This window comes from Jidongwangia harbinensis (assembly GCF_020216025.1).
Classification (GTDB): domain Bacteria; phylum Actinomycetota; class Actinomycetes; order Mycobacteriales; family Micromonosporaceae; genus Actinoplanes; species Actinoplanes harbinensis.
In genome coordinates, this window is sequence record NZ_JAIWNC010000003.1 from 223545 (window position 1) to 238309 (window position 14765).

The window sequence follows — 14765 nt, forward strand, 5'->3', positions numbered from 1 at the left end:
GCTCAGCGGTCCCGATCGGCCTCGGTGAGGGCGGCCAGCAGTTCGTCGCCCATCAGCGAGATCGGCGGCGCGCCCATGGTGACCACCACGTCGCCGGGGCGGCTGCGGCGGACCACCTCGGTCGGCACGTCCTCCCAGGACGGCACGAACACCTTGCGGTCGTCCGTCAGCGCGACCGCCGCGGTCAGCGCGACGCCGCCCTCACCCGGCTCGCGCACCTCGCCCGGGCCGAAGACCTCCATGACGATCACCTCGTCCGCGAGCGACAGCCCCTCGGCCAACTCGGCCTGCAGGTCCCGGGTGCGGTAGACCCGGTAGGGCTGGAACACCACCAGCAGGCGGCCGTCGCCGGCCACCTCGCGCAGCGTGCGCAGCGCGGCCTTCACCGAGGTCGGGTGGTACGCGTACTCGTCGTAGACCCGGACGCCCGCGGCGATGCCCTTGCGCTCGAACCGCCGCCGCACCCCCGGGAACGCACTCAGCGCCTCGGTGATCGACACCAGCGGAATGCCCAGCTTCAGCGCGGTGAGCACGGCCGCCGCGCTGTTCAGTCCCATGTGCCGGCCGGGCAGCGCCAGCTTGATCTCACCGAGCGCCTCGCCGTGCAGCGCGGCGGTGTACCGCACCCCGCTGACCGACGACACCACGTCGTCGAGCCGCAGGTCCGCCCATTCGCTCTCGCCGTACGTGTAGACGGTCCGCCCCTGTGCCCGCAGCGCCACGATCAGATCCTGGACGCCGGGGTCGTCGGCGCAGGTCACCACGAAGCCGTCCGCGTCGGTGAGCTCGGCGAACTGCTGGAAACCGGCCTTGAGCCCGGCCAGGTCGCCCCAGTTGTTGAGGTGGTCACCCTCGATGTTGGTGACGATCGCGACGTGCGGCCGGTAGATCAGGAACGACCGGTCGCTCTCGTCCGCCTCGGCCACGAAGTACGGCCCGGTGCCGTGGTGGCCGTTCGACCCGGCCTCGGAGATCTCGCCGCCGATCACGAACGACGGGTCCTGCCCGGCGTGCTGCAGGATCACCGTCATGATCGAGGTGGTGGTGGTCTTGCCGTGGGTGCCGGCCACCGCGATGGTCTGCCGGTTGGTCATGGCCGCGGCGAGCGCCTCGGACCGGTGCAGCACCCGCAGCCCGCGCCGGCGCGCCTCGACCAGCTCCAGGTGGTCGGCCGGGATCGCGGTCGAGTAGACCACGGTGTCCACGCCGTCCAGGTTGGACGCGGTGTGCGACATGTGCACCGTGCCGCCCAGCGCGCGCAACGCGGCCAGGGCCGGCCACTCGCGCAACTCGCTGCCGGACACCGGTACGCCGCGGGTGAGCAGCAACCGGGCCAGCCCGCCCATGCCCACGCCGCCGATGCCGATCAGGTGCACGCTGCCCAGGTCCTCGGCGGTCAACTCGCCGGCCGGCGTCAGCTCCGCCGTGTTCACAGGTCCACTCCCCTACTGATGGACGGCGCCGTCATCGGGCCACCGCCTCGCACACGAAGTCCAGCAGGGCCTCGTCGCCGTCCCGGCGTCCGTAGGCCCCGGCCGCCCGGCCCATCGCGGCGAGCCGCTGCGGGTCACGCGCCAGCGGGATCACCGTACGCTCGATCCATTCCGGTGTGACCTCGGCATTGTCCACCAGCAGGCCCCCACCGGCCTCGACCACCGGCAGCGCGTTGCGCTTCTGTTCCTGATTGCTGTGCGGGTACGGCACGTAGATCGCCGGCACCCCGATCGCCGTGGTCTCGGCGACCGTGATCGCCCCGCCGCGGCAGAGCATCAGGTCGGCCGCGGCGTATCCGAGCTGCATGTCGGACAGGTACGGCACCACCACGTACGGCACCGGCAGGTCGTGCGGCACCTCGAACGGATCGTTGCGCCCGCCCTGCACGTGCAGCACCTGGATGCCCGCGTGGGTCAGCGCCTTGGCCGCCCCGGCGACTGCCAGGTTGATCGCGCGCGCACCCTGCGAGCCGCCGGAGACCAGCAGCACCGGCAGGTCGGGACGCAGTCCGAAGTGGGCCAGCGCGCTCGGCCGCAGGGCCGGCCGGTCCAGCCGGGCGATCGCGGTGCGCAGCGGTACGCCGACCACCCGGGCCGAACGCAACGACTCGGCCTGCTGGGGCTGGTGCGGGAAACCGACCGCGACGTTCTTGGTGAACTTCATGCCCATCCGGTTCGCCACCCCGGGCGGCACGTTGACCTCGTGGATCACCAGGGGCAGCTCGCGCCGCCAGGCCGCCAGGTAGGCCGGCACCGACACGTACCCGCCGAAGCCCACCACGACATCGGCCTGGACCTCGTCGATCACCTTGCCCGCCGCGTGCGCCGACTTCCACATCCGGTCCGGGGTGCGCAGCAGGTTCAGGTTGACCGCCCGGGGCAGCTGGAACGCCGGGATCAACCGCAGGTCGTAGCCGGCCGGCGGGATCAGCTCGTTCTCCATGCCCTTCGGACTGCCCAGCGTGGTGATGCGCACCTCCGGGAAGTGCCGGCGCAACGCATCGGCGAAGGCAAGCAGCGGATAGATGTGACCACCGGTGCCCCCTCCGGCCAACACGACCGACCGCAGCAGAGCCATCACCGTCTCCTCCCACCCCCCGCCGTCGCCTGCGGACGCTTCGCGGCGGGCCGCCGCGGCGGGGGGAGCGGCGGCAGCGGGGCCCAGACTAGCCGTACCCATCGAGCGGGCGGACGGGCGTTCAGGGCCCGGGCGGCGTCCGGTTCGGCACGGGCGAACGACGCCAGCATGCCGATCGCGGCGAGCGTCACGACCAGCGCGCTGCCGCCTGCGGAGATGAACGGCAGGGGCAGGCCGGTGATCGGCAGCAGGCCCACCACGCCGCCGATGTTGATCACAGCCTGGGCGACCAGCCAGGTGGTGATGGCGGTGGCGGCGAGCCGGCGGAACGGGTCCTCGACCCGGCGGGCGATCCGGAAGCCGGTGTACGCGAGCACCGAGAACAGCGCCAGCACCACGGCGCAGCCGACCACCCCCAGCTCCTCGGCGACCACCGCGAAAATGAAGTCGTTGTCCGCCTCCGGCAGCCAGTCCCACTTCAGCGCGCTCTTGCCCAGCCCGACGCCGAACCAGCCGCCCTCGTAGATCGCCGACCGCCCCTGCAGCAGCTGGTAGCAGGCGCCCAGGTCACAGTCCTCCGGCGGGCGGAAGAACGTGGTGAGCCGGGCCAGGCGGTAGTTGTCCGTGTCGGTCGAGCCGGAGCCGGCACCGCGGGACGCGGCCGCGATCAGCAGGCCGATCCCGGCCAGGCCGAGAACGCCCAGGGCCGCGAAGATCCGCAGCCGGACGCCGGCCGCCCAGAGCAGGCCGACGACCAGCGCCAGCAGCACCAGCATGGTGCCCAGGTCGTTGTAGCCGACCAGGACGAACAGCAGCCCCAGCACCGGGAACAGCGGGATCGCCAGCTCGCGCCAGAGCCCCAGGTAGGCGCCCTTGCGGGCGACGATGTCCGCGCCCCACAGGACCAGGCCGAGCTTGGCCAGCTCGGACGGCTGGATGCCGACCGGGCCGAGGTAGAGCCAGAGCAGGTTGGCCTCGACCGGCCCGAGCTTCGGCTCGCTCAGGATCTTGACCGACTTCAGCGCCATCAGCAGGTCCAGCACGGCGAGCAGCACGATCGCGGCGCCCAGCACGTACGTGCCGAGCGTGCGCAGCGTGCGGGCCGGCAGCCGCTGGCACACCCAGAAGCCGAACAGCCCGAGCAGCGCGAAGACCGCCTGGTCCCGGATCGCGCTGAAGGCGTTGCCGTGCTGCGCGTACGCCTTCACGCTGGTCGCCGAGAAGACCATGGTGAGGCCGATCAGCAGCAGCAGGCCGGAGCTGGCGAGCAGCAGGTAGTAGGAGGACAGCGGCCGTGCCAGCATCCCGTGCACGGCGGGCAGCAGTTGCCGGCTGAGCGACGGGCGGGCCTTCTGTTCCTCCATCACCTCATCATCGGGGTAACGACATCGATCACCGCGGACGCGCGCCGCGTGTCGGTGGGTGAGATCAGATCACCCCATCGTCGCCAGGAAGTCGCTGTAGAACAGCCCCAGGCCGATCGCCACGCAGAGCCCCGCCACGATCCAGAACCGGACCACGATGTTGACCTCGCTCCACCCGGCCAGCTCGAAGTGGTGCTGCAGCGGTGACATCCGGAACACCCGCTTGCCGGTGGTCTTGAAGGAGATGATCTGGATGACCACGGAGAGCGTGATGATCACGAACAGGCCGCCGATGATGACCGAGAGCAGCGTGGTCCGGGTCGCTATGGCCAGGCCGCCGATCAGGCCGCCCAGGCCGAGCGCGCCGGTGTCACCCATGAAGATCCGGGCCGGGTTCGTGTTCCACCACAGGAAACCGACACAGGCGGCGGCCGCCGCCGCGGCGATCATGGCGATCTCCAACGGGTCGCGTACCTCGTAGCAGTAGGCACCGCCCCCGGAGTAGTCGATGTCCGCGCACCAGTGCCGGTACTGCCAGAAACCGATCAGCGCGTACGCTCCCAGCACCGCGATCGACGCGCCGGTGGCCAGGCCGTCCAGTCCGTCGGTGAGGTTCACGCCGTTCGACATGGACATGATGACGAACACGAAGACCAGCACCGAGCCGACCTTGCCGACGTCCAGGAAGCTGATGTCCCGGATGAACGAGATGCTCTCGCTGGCCACGGTCTGGCCGTTGGTGCTCGGCACGTACAGCGCGGCGATACCGAAGCCGCCACCGACGATGAGCTGGCCGAGCAGCTTGCCCTTGGCGCTCAGGCCGTTCGAGTTGCGCTTGCGGACCTTGAGGAAGTCGTCGAGGAAGCCGACCGCGCCACAGAACACGAACAACCCCAGCAGGACCAGGGCGGTCATGGTGGGCTTCTCCTGGGCGATCTGCCGCTCCGGCAGGGTGGTCAGCGCCAGGTGGCCGGCGACGTACGCGAACACCGTGGCCACGATGAACGCCACCCCGCCCATCGTGGGCGTGCCCTTCTTGCCCTGGTGCGACGCCGGTCCCAGGGACCGGATCGGCTGACCCGCCTTGAGCGCGGAGAACACCTTGATCGCAATCGGGGTGCCGAAGAGCGAGATGAGAAACGCGACCGCGGCCGCGACGATGACTGCCCTCACGGGCGAACCCCCTCAGGCCGCAGTGCGTCCGCGACCTTCCAGCACCGATACCTCGAACCCTTCACCAGCACCACGTCCCCGGGACGCAGGTCTGCCCGCAGCGCCTCGACGGCCGCCTCCTGGTCGGCCGCGAACACCGCCTCGCCCTTCCACTGCTCCACCTCGGCGGCGCCGTCGAGCACCGGACGGGCGATGTCGGCGACCACGATGAGCCGGTCCACGCCCAGCTCGGCGGCGAGCCGGCCGACGTCCCGGTGTCCGGCGACCTCGTACTCGCCGAGCTCCACCATGTAGCCGAGCACGGCGGTGGTCCGCCGGTCCGCGCCGAGCACCGCCAGCGCCCGCAGCGCCGCCGCGGTGGACGACGGGTTGGCGTTGTACGAGTCGTCGATGACGGTCACCCCGTCCGGCCGGTCGAACACGTCCATCCGCCGGCTGGAGACGATGTCGATCTCGCACAGGGCGGCCGCCACGTCGTCCGGCGACATGCCCTGCGACAGCGCCACCGCGGCGGCGGCCAGCGTGTTGGGAACCTGGTGCGCACCGGTGGCGCGGAGCCGTACCGGGCGGCCGGCCAGCGTGTACGACGCCCGGCCCCGGGAGTCCAGCGTGACGTTCTCCGCGCGCACGTCGGCGTCCGGCGACTCGCCGAAGCGCACCACCCGCGCCGCGGTCCGCCCGGCCATCCCGGACACCAGCGGGTCGTCGGCGTTGAGGATCGCCACCCCGTCCGCCGGCAACGCCTCGACCAGTTCGCCCTTGGCCCGGGCGGTGCCCTCGAGGGAGCCGAACTCGCCGACGTGGGCGGTGCCGATGTTGGTCACCACGCCGATCCGCGGCGGGGCCACCTCGGCGAGGTGCCGGATGTGCCCGACGCCGCGGGCCCCCATCTCGAGCACCGAGAACCGGGTGTCCGGCGTGGCCCGCAGCGCGGTGGTCGGGTGCCCGAGTTCGTTGTTGAGCGAGCCGACCGTCGCCACGGTCGGGCCCAGCCGGGCCAGCAGCTGCGCGATGTAGTCCTTGGTCGTGGTCTTGCCGGAGGAACCGGTGATGCCCACCACGGTGAGATCGGGCAGCCGGTCCAGCACGGCCCGGGCCAGCACGGCCAGCGCGGCCAGCGGGTCGGCCACCACCACCCCGGGTACGCCGGTGTCGCGGCTGCCCAGCACGCCGGCCGCACCCGCGGCGACCGCCTGGGCGGCGAAGTCGTGACCGTCCACGCGCTCACCGGCGAACGCCACGAACAGGCTGCCCGGGCCGACCTCGCGGGAGTCGTACTCGACGGTGCCGGTGACCAGCGCCTCGGGGCCGGCGTGCACCAGGGTGCCGCCGGTGATCGTGGCGATCTCGGCGAGACTCATCGGGATCATGCGGTGCCCCCACCGGTGCGTGCGGTCAGCGCCGCGGTCAACTCGATCCGGTCGTCGAACGGCAGCACTCGGCCGTCCACCTCCTGGCCCCGCTCGTGTCCCTTGCCCAGGACCGCCACCACGTCGCCCGCACCGGCCAGGCGTACCGCCTCGTCGATCGCGGCCCGGCGGCCGGCTACTTCGATGATCTTCGCAGGCGTGCCGGCCTGCTCCGCACCGGCCCGGACCGCGGCACGCACCGTGGCCGGGTCCTCGCTCCGCGGGTTGTCGTCGGTGACCACGACCAGGTCCGCACCGCGGGCCGCGGCCGCGCCCATCAGCGGCCGCTTGCCGCGGTCCCGGTCGCCGCCGGCACCGAGCACGCAGATCAGGTGCCCGCCGCGGGCGTTGGCCAGTTCGCGCAGCGCGGCCAGCGCGGCCACGATGGCGTCCGACTTGTGCGCGTAGTCGACCACGCCGAGCACGTCGCCCGGCGCGTCCACCCGTTCCAGCCGGCCGGGCACGCCGGGGCAGTCGGCGATGCCGCGCGCCGCCACCTCGGGCGCGACGCCGACGGCCACCAGGGCGGCGAGGGCGAGCAGCGCGTTGGCCACGTTGTGCCGCCCGGGCAGGGCCACCCCGGCCGGCACCGCCCGGTCGCCGGGGCCGTGCGCGGTGAACCGCTGCCCGAACGCCGACGCCTGCACGTCGGTGGCGTACCAGCCGGCGGTCGGCGTGCCGAGCGCCGAGTAGCTGATCGTGGACGGCTTGAACAGCGGCCGCAGCGCCGGGTCGTCCGCGTTGAGCACCTCGTCGCGGCACCGGCCGTCGAACAGCCGGGCCTTGGCCGCGAAATAGTCGTCCGCGTCGGCGTGGAAGTCCAGGTGGTCGAGGCCGAAGTTGGTGTAGCCGCCGACCGCGAACCGCACGCCGCCGACCCGGCCCATCACCAGCGCGTGGCTGGAGACCTCCATGACCACCGCGCGGACGCCCTGCTCGGCCGCGACGGCCAGCATGGCGTGCAGGTCGGTGGCCTCCGGCGTGGTGCGCACGCTGTCGATGACAACGGCACCGAGCCGGGTCTCCACCGTGCCGATCAGGCCGGTGGTCAGCCCGGCGGCGCGCAGGCCGGATTCGACCAGGTACGCCGTCGAGGTCTTCCCGGCGGTACCGGTGATGCCGATCATGGTGAGCCGCGAGGTGGGGTCGCCGTAGATCGCGGACGCGACCGTGCCGAGCACGGCCCGGGGATCGTCGGCCACCAGCACCGGCAGGCCGGCCGCGACGGCGGCGTCCCGTCCGGCCGGATCGGTCAGGACGGCGACCGCACCGGCGTCGGCGGCCGCGGCGACGAACTCCGCGCCGTGCCGGCGGGCGCCGGGCAGCGCCGCGTAGAGGTCACCGGGACGGACCTCGCCACTGGCGTGGGTCACTCCGGTGACGGCCACGTCCGGGCCGGCCGGATCGACCGCGAGCAGGGCCGCGAGATCGGCCAGCCGGTACGGCGGCACGTGCTGGGGACGGGGAATGCCGGACACGGCGTCAGACCCTACCCCGTGTCCGGCATCCGACTGCGGACGCCATACAAGCGTCAGGAAAACAGCTTGAACTTGGGCGGCTCGGTGGCCGACGGCGGAACCCGGTAGTGCAGGAGCGTGGCCTTCATCATTTCCTGGAAGGCCGGTGCGGCCACCGTCCCACCGGTGCCGGTGGGTACGTCGGCGGAGACCGCGATCACGTACCGCGGGTCCTCGGCCGGCGCCATGCCGATGAACGAGCCCGCGTTGTGCTTGGTGTACCGCCCCTCGATCAGCCGCTTGCCGGTGCCGGTCTTGCCGGCCACCCGCCAGCCGTCCACCGCGGCCTTCACCCCGGTGCCGCCCTTGCTGACCACCACGGACTCCATCAGCGTGCGCAGCTGCGCCGCCACGCCCGGATCGAGCACCCGGTGGCTGGCCGGTGCCGGGGCGGGCACCGGCGCCCCGCCCGGCGGGAGCGTCGCCTTGACCAGGTGCGGCTGGACGTACGTACCGTCGTTGGCGATGGCCCCGTATCCGGCCGCCATCTGGATCAGGGTGGCGTCGATGCTGTGCCCGATCGGGATCGAGGCGGTCCCGGCGGCGCCCCACTCGGCCGGGGTCAGCAGCTTGCCGGAGGCCTCGCCGGGCATGCCGACGCCGGTCTCCCGGCCGAGGCCGAACTTCTTCTGGTACTCGTACACCTTCTCCTTGCCCAGCCGGTCCGCGACGACGATGGTGCCCACGTTGGACGAGAACGTCAGCAGGCCGGCGATCGTGGTCTTCTTCCCCTTGGGCACCTCGTGGTGGTCGGAGTACGAGTGACCGCCCCGGATCAGGCCCCGGCCCAGCGGCAACGCGGTGTCCGGCCGGATGACGCCCTCCTGCAGGGCGGCGCCGATGATGAACGCCTTGTGCGTCGAACCGGGATCGGTGATGACGCTGGTCGGCACGTCCTCGCGCACGGTGGGCTTGTAGTCGGACCACTTCTGCGCGTTGTACGCCGGGTAGCTGGCCTGGACCAGCACCTCCCCGGTGCGCGCGTCCAGCACCACCGCACCGCCGACCGTCGCCTTGACCGCCTCCATCTTCTCGCCCAGGATGCGCTGCACCTCGAACTGCAGGTCGCGATCGATGGTGAGCTGGAGCGAGGTGCCCGGCTGGGCGGGCGTCTCCCGGTGGTAGCGGCCCGGGATCTCGGTGGCCAGCCGGCCCTTGCCGGTCTCGAAGATCCGCATGCCGTCGGTGCCGCGCAACAGGTCGTCGTACCGTGCCTCCATGCCCTCCAGGCCGGTGTGGTCCTCGCCGGTGAAGCCGATCAGGTTGGCGGCCAGGTCGGCGCCGGGCACGTCGCGGCGCTCGTCGCGGTCCTGGCCGATGCCGGCCAGGTTCATCGCGGCGATCCGCTCGGCCACCCCGGGGTCCACGCCCCGGGCCAGGTACTCGAACCGCGACGGGGTGCCGCCGGGCCGCTTCTTCTTGGCCATCAGCGTCAGGAGCTTGCTGGGCGGCACGCCGAGGAGCGGGGACAGCTTCGCCGCCACCTCCCGCGGCTTCTCCACCAGTTCCGGGTCCGCGTAGATGTAACGCGCCGCCACGCTGTGCGCCAGGACGGCGCCGGCCCGGTCGACGATGCTGCCACGCGGCGCCGGCAGCACCACCTTGGTGAGCCGGTAGTCCCGCTGGCGGAGCAGGCTCTCCTCGGCCTCCGGCGACTCCACCGCCTGCAGCACGACCAGCCGCACGCCGATGGTGGCGAACAGCATCAGCGCCAGCACGGTGCCGATGCGCAGCCGGCGCGTGCTGTTGGCGAGCCGCGGCGGTTCGGCCGGGACCGTCGGCGCGGGCCGCCGGGCACCGGTCCGCGGCGGCGGGACCGCCCGGTCCGGCCGGCTGCCGGCGGTGCGCCGGGGCGCGGGCGGGACGGCCACCTTGCGGTCCCGGGCGGTGCGGCCACCCGCTTCGGTACGCCCACCGCCGGTCGACCGCAGGCGGCCGGCGCCCGCGGTGACCCGGGTCGCCTGTCGCTCGCCGGTGCGGGCCCGCTCGGCCGGGCGTTCCCGGTCGTCCCGGCGCGCCTGCCGCTCCGCGGTCTGCGACCGGCCGCCACGGCGCGGCGGTGGATCGTCGTCGTAGTCCGGTTCCTCCCGGGCGGCCCGGGCCGTACGGCGCGCGGGCGTGCGGCGGTCCGCGCCGGCGCCGCCGCGCGGGTCCCGCTCAGCCCGCTCAGCCCGGTCGGCCCGGTCGGCCCGGTCGGCCCGGTCAGCCCGGTCGGCTCGGTCAGCCCGGTCAGCCCGGTCGGCTCGGTCGTCCCGGCTGGCCCGGTCAGCCCGGTCGGCTCGGTCGGCTCGGTCGGCTCGGTCGGCCCGGCCGGCCCGGTCGGTGCGGCCGCCGCGGCGTGGCGGCTCCGGGTCGTCTCCGGTACGCCGGCCGCCGTCGAGCACCTGCAGCGCCGGTCGGAACGGATCGGTGGTGCGGCCGGCGCGCGGTGACCGGGTGCGCTGGTCCCGCTCGGCGACGGTCCGGCCGCGCGGGGTGTAGGCCCGGGCGTCGGAGATGCCGCCGAAACCGCGGCCGGCGTCGTCCTCGCCGTCGCCCTCGGCCGGTGGAACCTCACGGGAAACACCGCGCCGGGGTGGTTGACCCCGGCGCGGTGGCTCGTCGGCACGCGGCGACATCGGCGGCTATCCCCCGACGCCCGCGGTGATCGTCTCACCCGGCGTGCCCGCCGGGTTCTCCGGCTGGACCTGCCCACCCGGCTGGACCTGCTGGACCTGCCCACCCGGCTGGACCTGCTGGCCCCGGCCGCCCGGCTGGACCTGCTGGCCCTGCCGGTCCGGCGCGGTGCCGGTCCGGTTCGGGCCGGTGGCGGCCGCGTCGGTGTCCGGTGCGGTCACCGCCGGCTGGCCGGTGCCCGGACGCGGCACGCCGATCACCTTGCCGTCGGGCAGCCGGATGTACGCCGGCGCGTCCGCCTTGACCAGGCCCAGCCGCTTCGCCGCCGCGTCCAGGTTGCCCACGCTGTCGTACCGGGCCAGCTGGTTCTCCAACTGCTGCTGCTGGGTGTCCAGCGCGGCCTTCTGGTCCTGCAGCCGGCTGATCTCGAAGGAGTTCTCGTTGGTCTTCGTGTTGATCATCAGGATGCCCAGCACGCCGACGATCACCAGTCCGATCACCGCCGCGATGAACGGCGCACGCGGTGCGCTGATCGGCGCGGGCGGCGCGACCCGCAGCCGCGGCGCAGTGGCCGCGGTGTCGGTCACCCGCAGCGGCTCGGCGGTCGCGGTGTCGAGCTTGAGCGCGGCCGTCCCCTGCGTCGCGGCCCGCGTCCCCCGCACAGTGCCGGATTCGGCCGTGCCCCGGGTCGTGGCCCGCGCCCCCCGCGGGCTCCTCGACTCGGCCGCGTCCTCGGTCCCGGCCCGGGTCCCCCGTGCCTTTCCGGGCTCGGCCGTGCCGGTGCGGCGACGCGCCTCCGCCGTGCTGCGCTGCTCCGTGGTCCGGCCCCCCGACCGCGGAGCGTGGGTGCGCTCGCTCATAGCCCCTCCCCCTCCTGCTGTTCCCCCGGGCGTCACCGCCCTCGTCCCCCGTGCGTTGCCGGCATCCGGGACCGTTCGCGGGCGGTCCCTCTGCCGGTGTGCGCCGTGCCTACTTCCGTTCTTCGGTGCGCTCCACCGCGCGCAGCTTCACCGAAGCCGCCCGCGGGTTCGCCGCCACCTCTGCCGCGCTGGGCGGCTCCGACCCTCGGGTCAGGAGCCGCAGTGACGGTCCGGTTCCGGGCAGCTCGACCGGCAGGTCGATCGGCCCGGTGCTGCGCGCCCTCGCGGCGATGGCGCGCTTGACGATCCGGTCCTCCAACGATTGGTAGCTCATCACCACAAGGCGCCCTTTCGGGGCCAAGGAGTCCAACGCCGACGGAACGGCCGACTCCACCGCGGCGAGTTCGCCATTTACCTCAATACGTAGCGCCTGAAACGTTCTTTTCGCGGGATTTCCACCCGTTCGGCGCGCGGCGGCCGGGATTGCGTCCCGGACCAGGTCCGCGAGCCGTGCCGACGACGTGATCCGCGCCTGCTTCCGTTCCTTCACGATCGCCGAGACGACCCGGGTCGCGAACCGTTCCTCGCCGTACACCCGCAGTACCCGGACCAGTTCGCCCGGTTCGTAGGTGTTCACGACCTCCTCGGCCGTGACCCCCTGCGACTGGTCCATCCGCATGTCCAGCGGCGCGTCCTGCGCGTAGGCGAACCCGCGGTCGGGCTCGTCGAGTTGCAGCGACGAGACACCCAGGTCGAACAGGCCACTGTGGAACACCGGGTGACCCAGGTCGGCGAGCACGTCCGGCAGCTCGTCGAAGACCGCGTGCACCAGGTGCGTACGGTCCGCGAAGCGGGCCAGCCGGTGCCGGGAGTGCGCCAGCGCCTCCTGGTCCCGGTCGAGTCCGATCAGGACCAGGTCCGGAAACCGGTCCAGGAACGCCTCGGCGTGACCGCCGAGCCCGAGCGTGAAGTCGACGTGCACCGCACCCGGCAGCTCACATGCGGGAGCGAGCAGCTCGAGACAGCGCTCGAGCAGCACCGGCACGTGTGTGCCGCGCAGCTCCCCCATCTTGTCGACCCCCATAGCCCAAGCTCATTCGGCACCCACCCGGCCACTCTGTGCCGTCGGCCCGGTCGTCCGTCCGTACCGCCAGATCCCCATCCGCTCATGCCCGTGCCGGCGGGCAACGCGCCTGGCGCCGGGGAAGAGGCGCCAGGAGCGCGAGCGGCTGGAGATCTCGCAGTACAGCGGCAGCGACGTCCGGGCCGAACGCACGGCCCACCCGGTGCACGCCTCACAGTCCGCCGGGCAGCACCCCCTCCTCGATGTCGGCGAAGTCGTCCTCGCTCGCCGAGAGGTACTGCTCCCAGGACTGCTTGTCCCAGATCTCCACCCGCGTGCTCGCCCCGATCACCACGAGTTCGCGGTTGAGCGCCGCGTACTCCCGCAGATGCGCCGGGATGGTCACCCGGCCCTGCTTGTCGGGAACCTCGTCGTGCGCACTCGCGAAGAACACCCGGCTGTACGCCCGGGCGGCCTTGTGGGTGACCGGTTGCTCGCGCAGCTGCCCCGCGATCCGCTGGAACTCCGGCATCGGGAAGACGTACAGGCAACGCTCCTGCCCTTTGGTGATCACGACACCTCCCGCCAACTCGTCCCGGAACTTCGCCGGAAGGATCAGCCGGCCCTTGTCGTCGAGGCGCGGGGTGTGCGTGCCGAGAAACACCGGCGTCACCCCCTTGCCCCTCGGCGGTTCGCGGTCCGCCTGTCTGCTCGGGCCGGCAGTTCCCTCGGGGGCCACTCGCCCCGGTTCGGCCCTGCCACTGCGCTCCACTCTACTCCACTTCCCTCCACCCGCAACCGGAATGGAGGCGTCTGCGAAGCGGATTCGCGGATGAAAGTGCAGTTCAGAGCGTTGGGCGCGAAGTGGAGGGCGCAAGCGCCCCAGACCCGGTCCTGTTTCCGACAAGCCGCCCAGGCGGGCAGGAAACTCTCGCCGAAACGGGCCCGCGAGCGTTCCGGAAGGCAAAGGTGGGGGGAAATGGAGGAAGAAAACGACGAAGGAGCGTGACCCCGAGGGGGCACGCTCCTTCGTCAGGCGGTGGCCGGTGCGTCAGACCAGACGACGAACCACGTAGTTGCTGCTGAAGATCTTCCGCTTCGAGACCCGCTTGCCGGAGCGCGGCGAGTCGTAGAACTTGTTCCCGCCGGCGTAGATCCCGGCGTGGTATCCGTACGAGCCGGACCGAATGATGATCAGATCGCCGACCTGCTTCTTGCTCTTGGCGATCTTCTTGCCGTACTTCTGCTGCGAGTTCGCCTTGTGCGGGAGCTTGCGGCCCGCCGCCTTCTTGTAGACGTACTTGGTGAACCCGGAGCAGTCGAACCGCTTCGGCCCGGACGCGCCGTACTTGTACAGCGCACCGACGTGCTTGTTCGCCTCAGAAATGATCTTGGTGCCGCTGTTCACGACACTCACATACACCTTCTTGCTACCGACCGACTTGAGGTTGCCGGTGCCCACGTAGTACACGCGGAAGTAGCCACTCACCAGCGGCTTGGCGTCGTAGCTCAGGTTGCCGCTGGCCGGCACCTTCTTGTTGGTCCAGGTTTGCCACTTGTTCTTGCGCAGCGCCTGGAACCGGACGACACCCTTGCTGACGGCCTTGCCGGTCTTGCGGTCCCGGAGCGTGATCTTGATCCGGACCTTCTTGCCGTACGCGAGCTTCTTGGTGCTGACCTTGGTGTTGATCTGTGGGGTCGCCGCGGCCGCCGCAGCCGCCTGGACGGCGGTGGTGGTCGGTGCGGCGCTCGCCGGGGTGCCGACCAGCTGGCCGGCACAGAGGCAGAGACCCAGGGACAGTGCGATGCTGCCGGTGCCGAGACGACGGCGACGGCTCGAACTGCGTTCGTGCACGGTAGAGATATCCCTCCGGCACGCCTGCGAGGTTAGCTGTCGGGTTCGGGCGGGAAGGTTGCCCGGCCGCGGGAGCGGCTTCACCCCAAGGTCCACACATCCACCGCCGAAGCGGCCGACGCGTCGATGGACCGAATCTGGGTCCCCCGTCCCTGCCCCCACATGCCTTAGTGGTCATTCGCAACTCGGGTCGTGCCGCTCGGCCGGGGCAGGGCTCGGCGTGGCCGGTGTGACACGAGCCGGGAGCGGTCGCTCGCGGCCAGACCTTGATAACGCAGATCCGGATACGCCGCAGCCCCCCACCTTATTACTCACAGTAATTGGCACATGGACGTCT

At 72.2% G+C, this 14765-nt stretch carries 9 protein-coding genes, 2 pseudogenes and 1 riboswitch; all 11 genes and pseudogenes read right to left on the bottom strand.

Translation table 11 applies throughout. From position 1 onward, the window contains the following. Positions 1-2: 2 nt before the first annotated feature. The gene (murC, locus tag LDL48_RS05835) at positions 3-1433 is read right to left on the bottom strand and encodes a UDP-N-acetylmuramate--L-alanine ligase (RefSeq protein ID WP_225253950.1); all 1431 of its coding nucleotides are present in this window, start codon (positions 1431-1433) and stop codon (positions 3-5) included. A gap of 31 nt (positions 1434-1464) precedes the next feature. Beyond that, entirely contained in the window at positions 1465-2571 is a 1107-nt protein-coding gene (gene murG / locus LDL48_RS05840; RefSeq protein ID WP_225253951.1) for an undecaprenyldiphospho-muramoylpentapeptide beta-N-acetylglucosaminyltransferase, read from the bottom strand. Beyond that, complete coding sequence (locus tag LDL48_RS05845; RefSeq protein ID WP_225253952.1) at positions 2571-3935, bottom strand: FtsW/RodA/SpoVE family cell cycle protein; 1365 nt, start codon at positions 3933-3935, stop codon at positions 2571-2573. The genes murG and LDL48_RS05845 overlap by 1 nt, the downstream gene beginning before the upstream one ends. Before the next feature lie 69 nt (positions 3936-4004). Then, positions 4005-5108 carry a phospho-N-acetylmuramoyl-pentapeptide-transferase gene (gene mraY / locus LDL48_RS05850; RefSeq protein WP_225253953.1) on the bottom strand — a complete coding sequence of 368 codons (1104 nt, stop codon included), beginning with the start codon at positions 5106-5108 and terminating at the stop codon, positions 4005-4007. After that, positions 5105-6478 (bottom strand): UDP-N-acetylmuramoyl-tripeptide--D-alanyl-D-alanine ligase, encoded by a 1374-nt coding sequence (locus LDL48_RS05855; protein ID WP_225253954.1) that lies wholly within the window; start codon positions 6476-6478, stop codon positions 5105-5107. The genes mraY and LDL48_RS05855 overlap by 4 nt, the downstream gene beginning before the upstream one ends. Beyond that, positions 6475-7995, bottom strand: coding sequence for a UDP-N-acetylmuramoyl-L-alanyl-D-glutamate--2,6-diaminopimelate ligase (locus tag LDL48_RS05860; RefSeq protein ID WP_225253955.1), 1521 nt, complete (start codon positions 7993-7995; stop codon positions 6475-6477). The genes LDL48_RS05855 and LDL48_RS05860 overlap by 4 nt, the downstream gene beginning before the upstream one ends. A 53-nt stretch (positions 7996-8048) precedes the next feature. Continuing rightward, positions 8049-10652 carry a peptidoglycan D,D-transpeptidase FtsI family protein gene (locus LDL48_RS05865; RefSeq protein ID WP_225253956.1) on the bottom strand — a complete coding sequence of 868 codons (2604 nt, stop codon included), beginning with the start codon at positions 10650-10652 and terminating at the stop codon, positions 8049-8051. A 225-nt stretch (positions 10653-10877) separates the two neighbouring features. Beyond that, positions 10878-11510, bottom strand: a pseudogene (gene ftsL, locus LDL48_RS05870) (cell division protein FtsL); the annotation flags it as partial. Between the two features lie 121 nt (positions 11511-11631). Beyond that, positions 11632-12579 (bottom strand): annotated as a pseudogene (gene rsmH, locus LDL48_RS05875) (16S rRNA (cytosine(1402)-N(4))-methyltransferase RsmH); the annotation flags it as partial. A gap of 226 nt (positions 12580-12805) precedes the next feature. Then, positions 12806-13237, bottom strand: coding sequence for a division/cell wall cluster transcriptional repressor MraZ (gene mraZ / locus LDL48_RS05880; protein ID WP_225253957.1), 432 nt, complete (start codon positions 13235-13237; stop codon positions 12806-12808). Positions 13238-13624: 387 nt separating this feature from the next. Continuing rightward, the gene (locus tag LDL48_RS05885) at positions 13625-14428 is read right to left on the bottom strand and encodes a C40 family peptidase (protein ID WP_225253958.1); all 804 of its coding nucleotides are present in this window, start codon (positions 14426-14428) and stop codon (positions 13625-13627) included. A gap of 6 nt (positions 14429-14434) precedes the next feature. Further along, positions 14435-14611, bottom strand: a riboswitch (cyclic di-AMP (ydaO/yuaA leader). Positions 14612-14765: the final 154 nt, after the last annotated feature.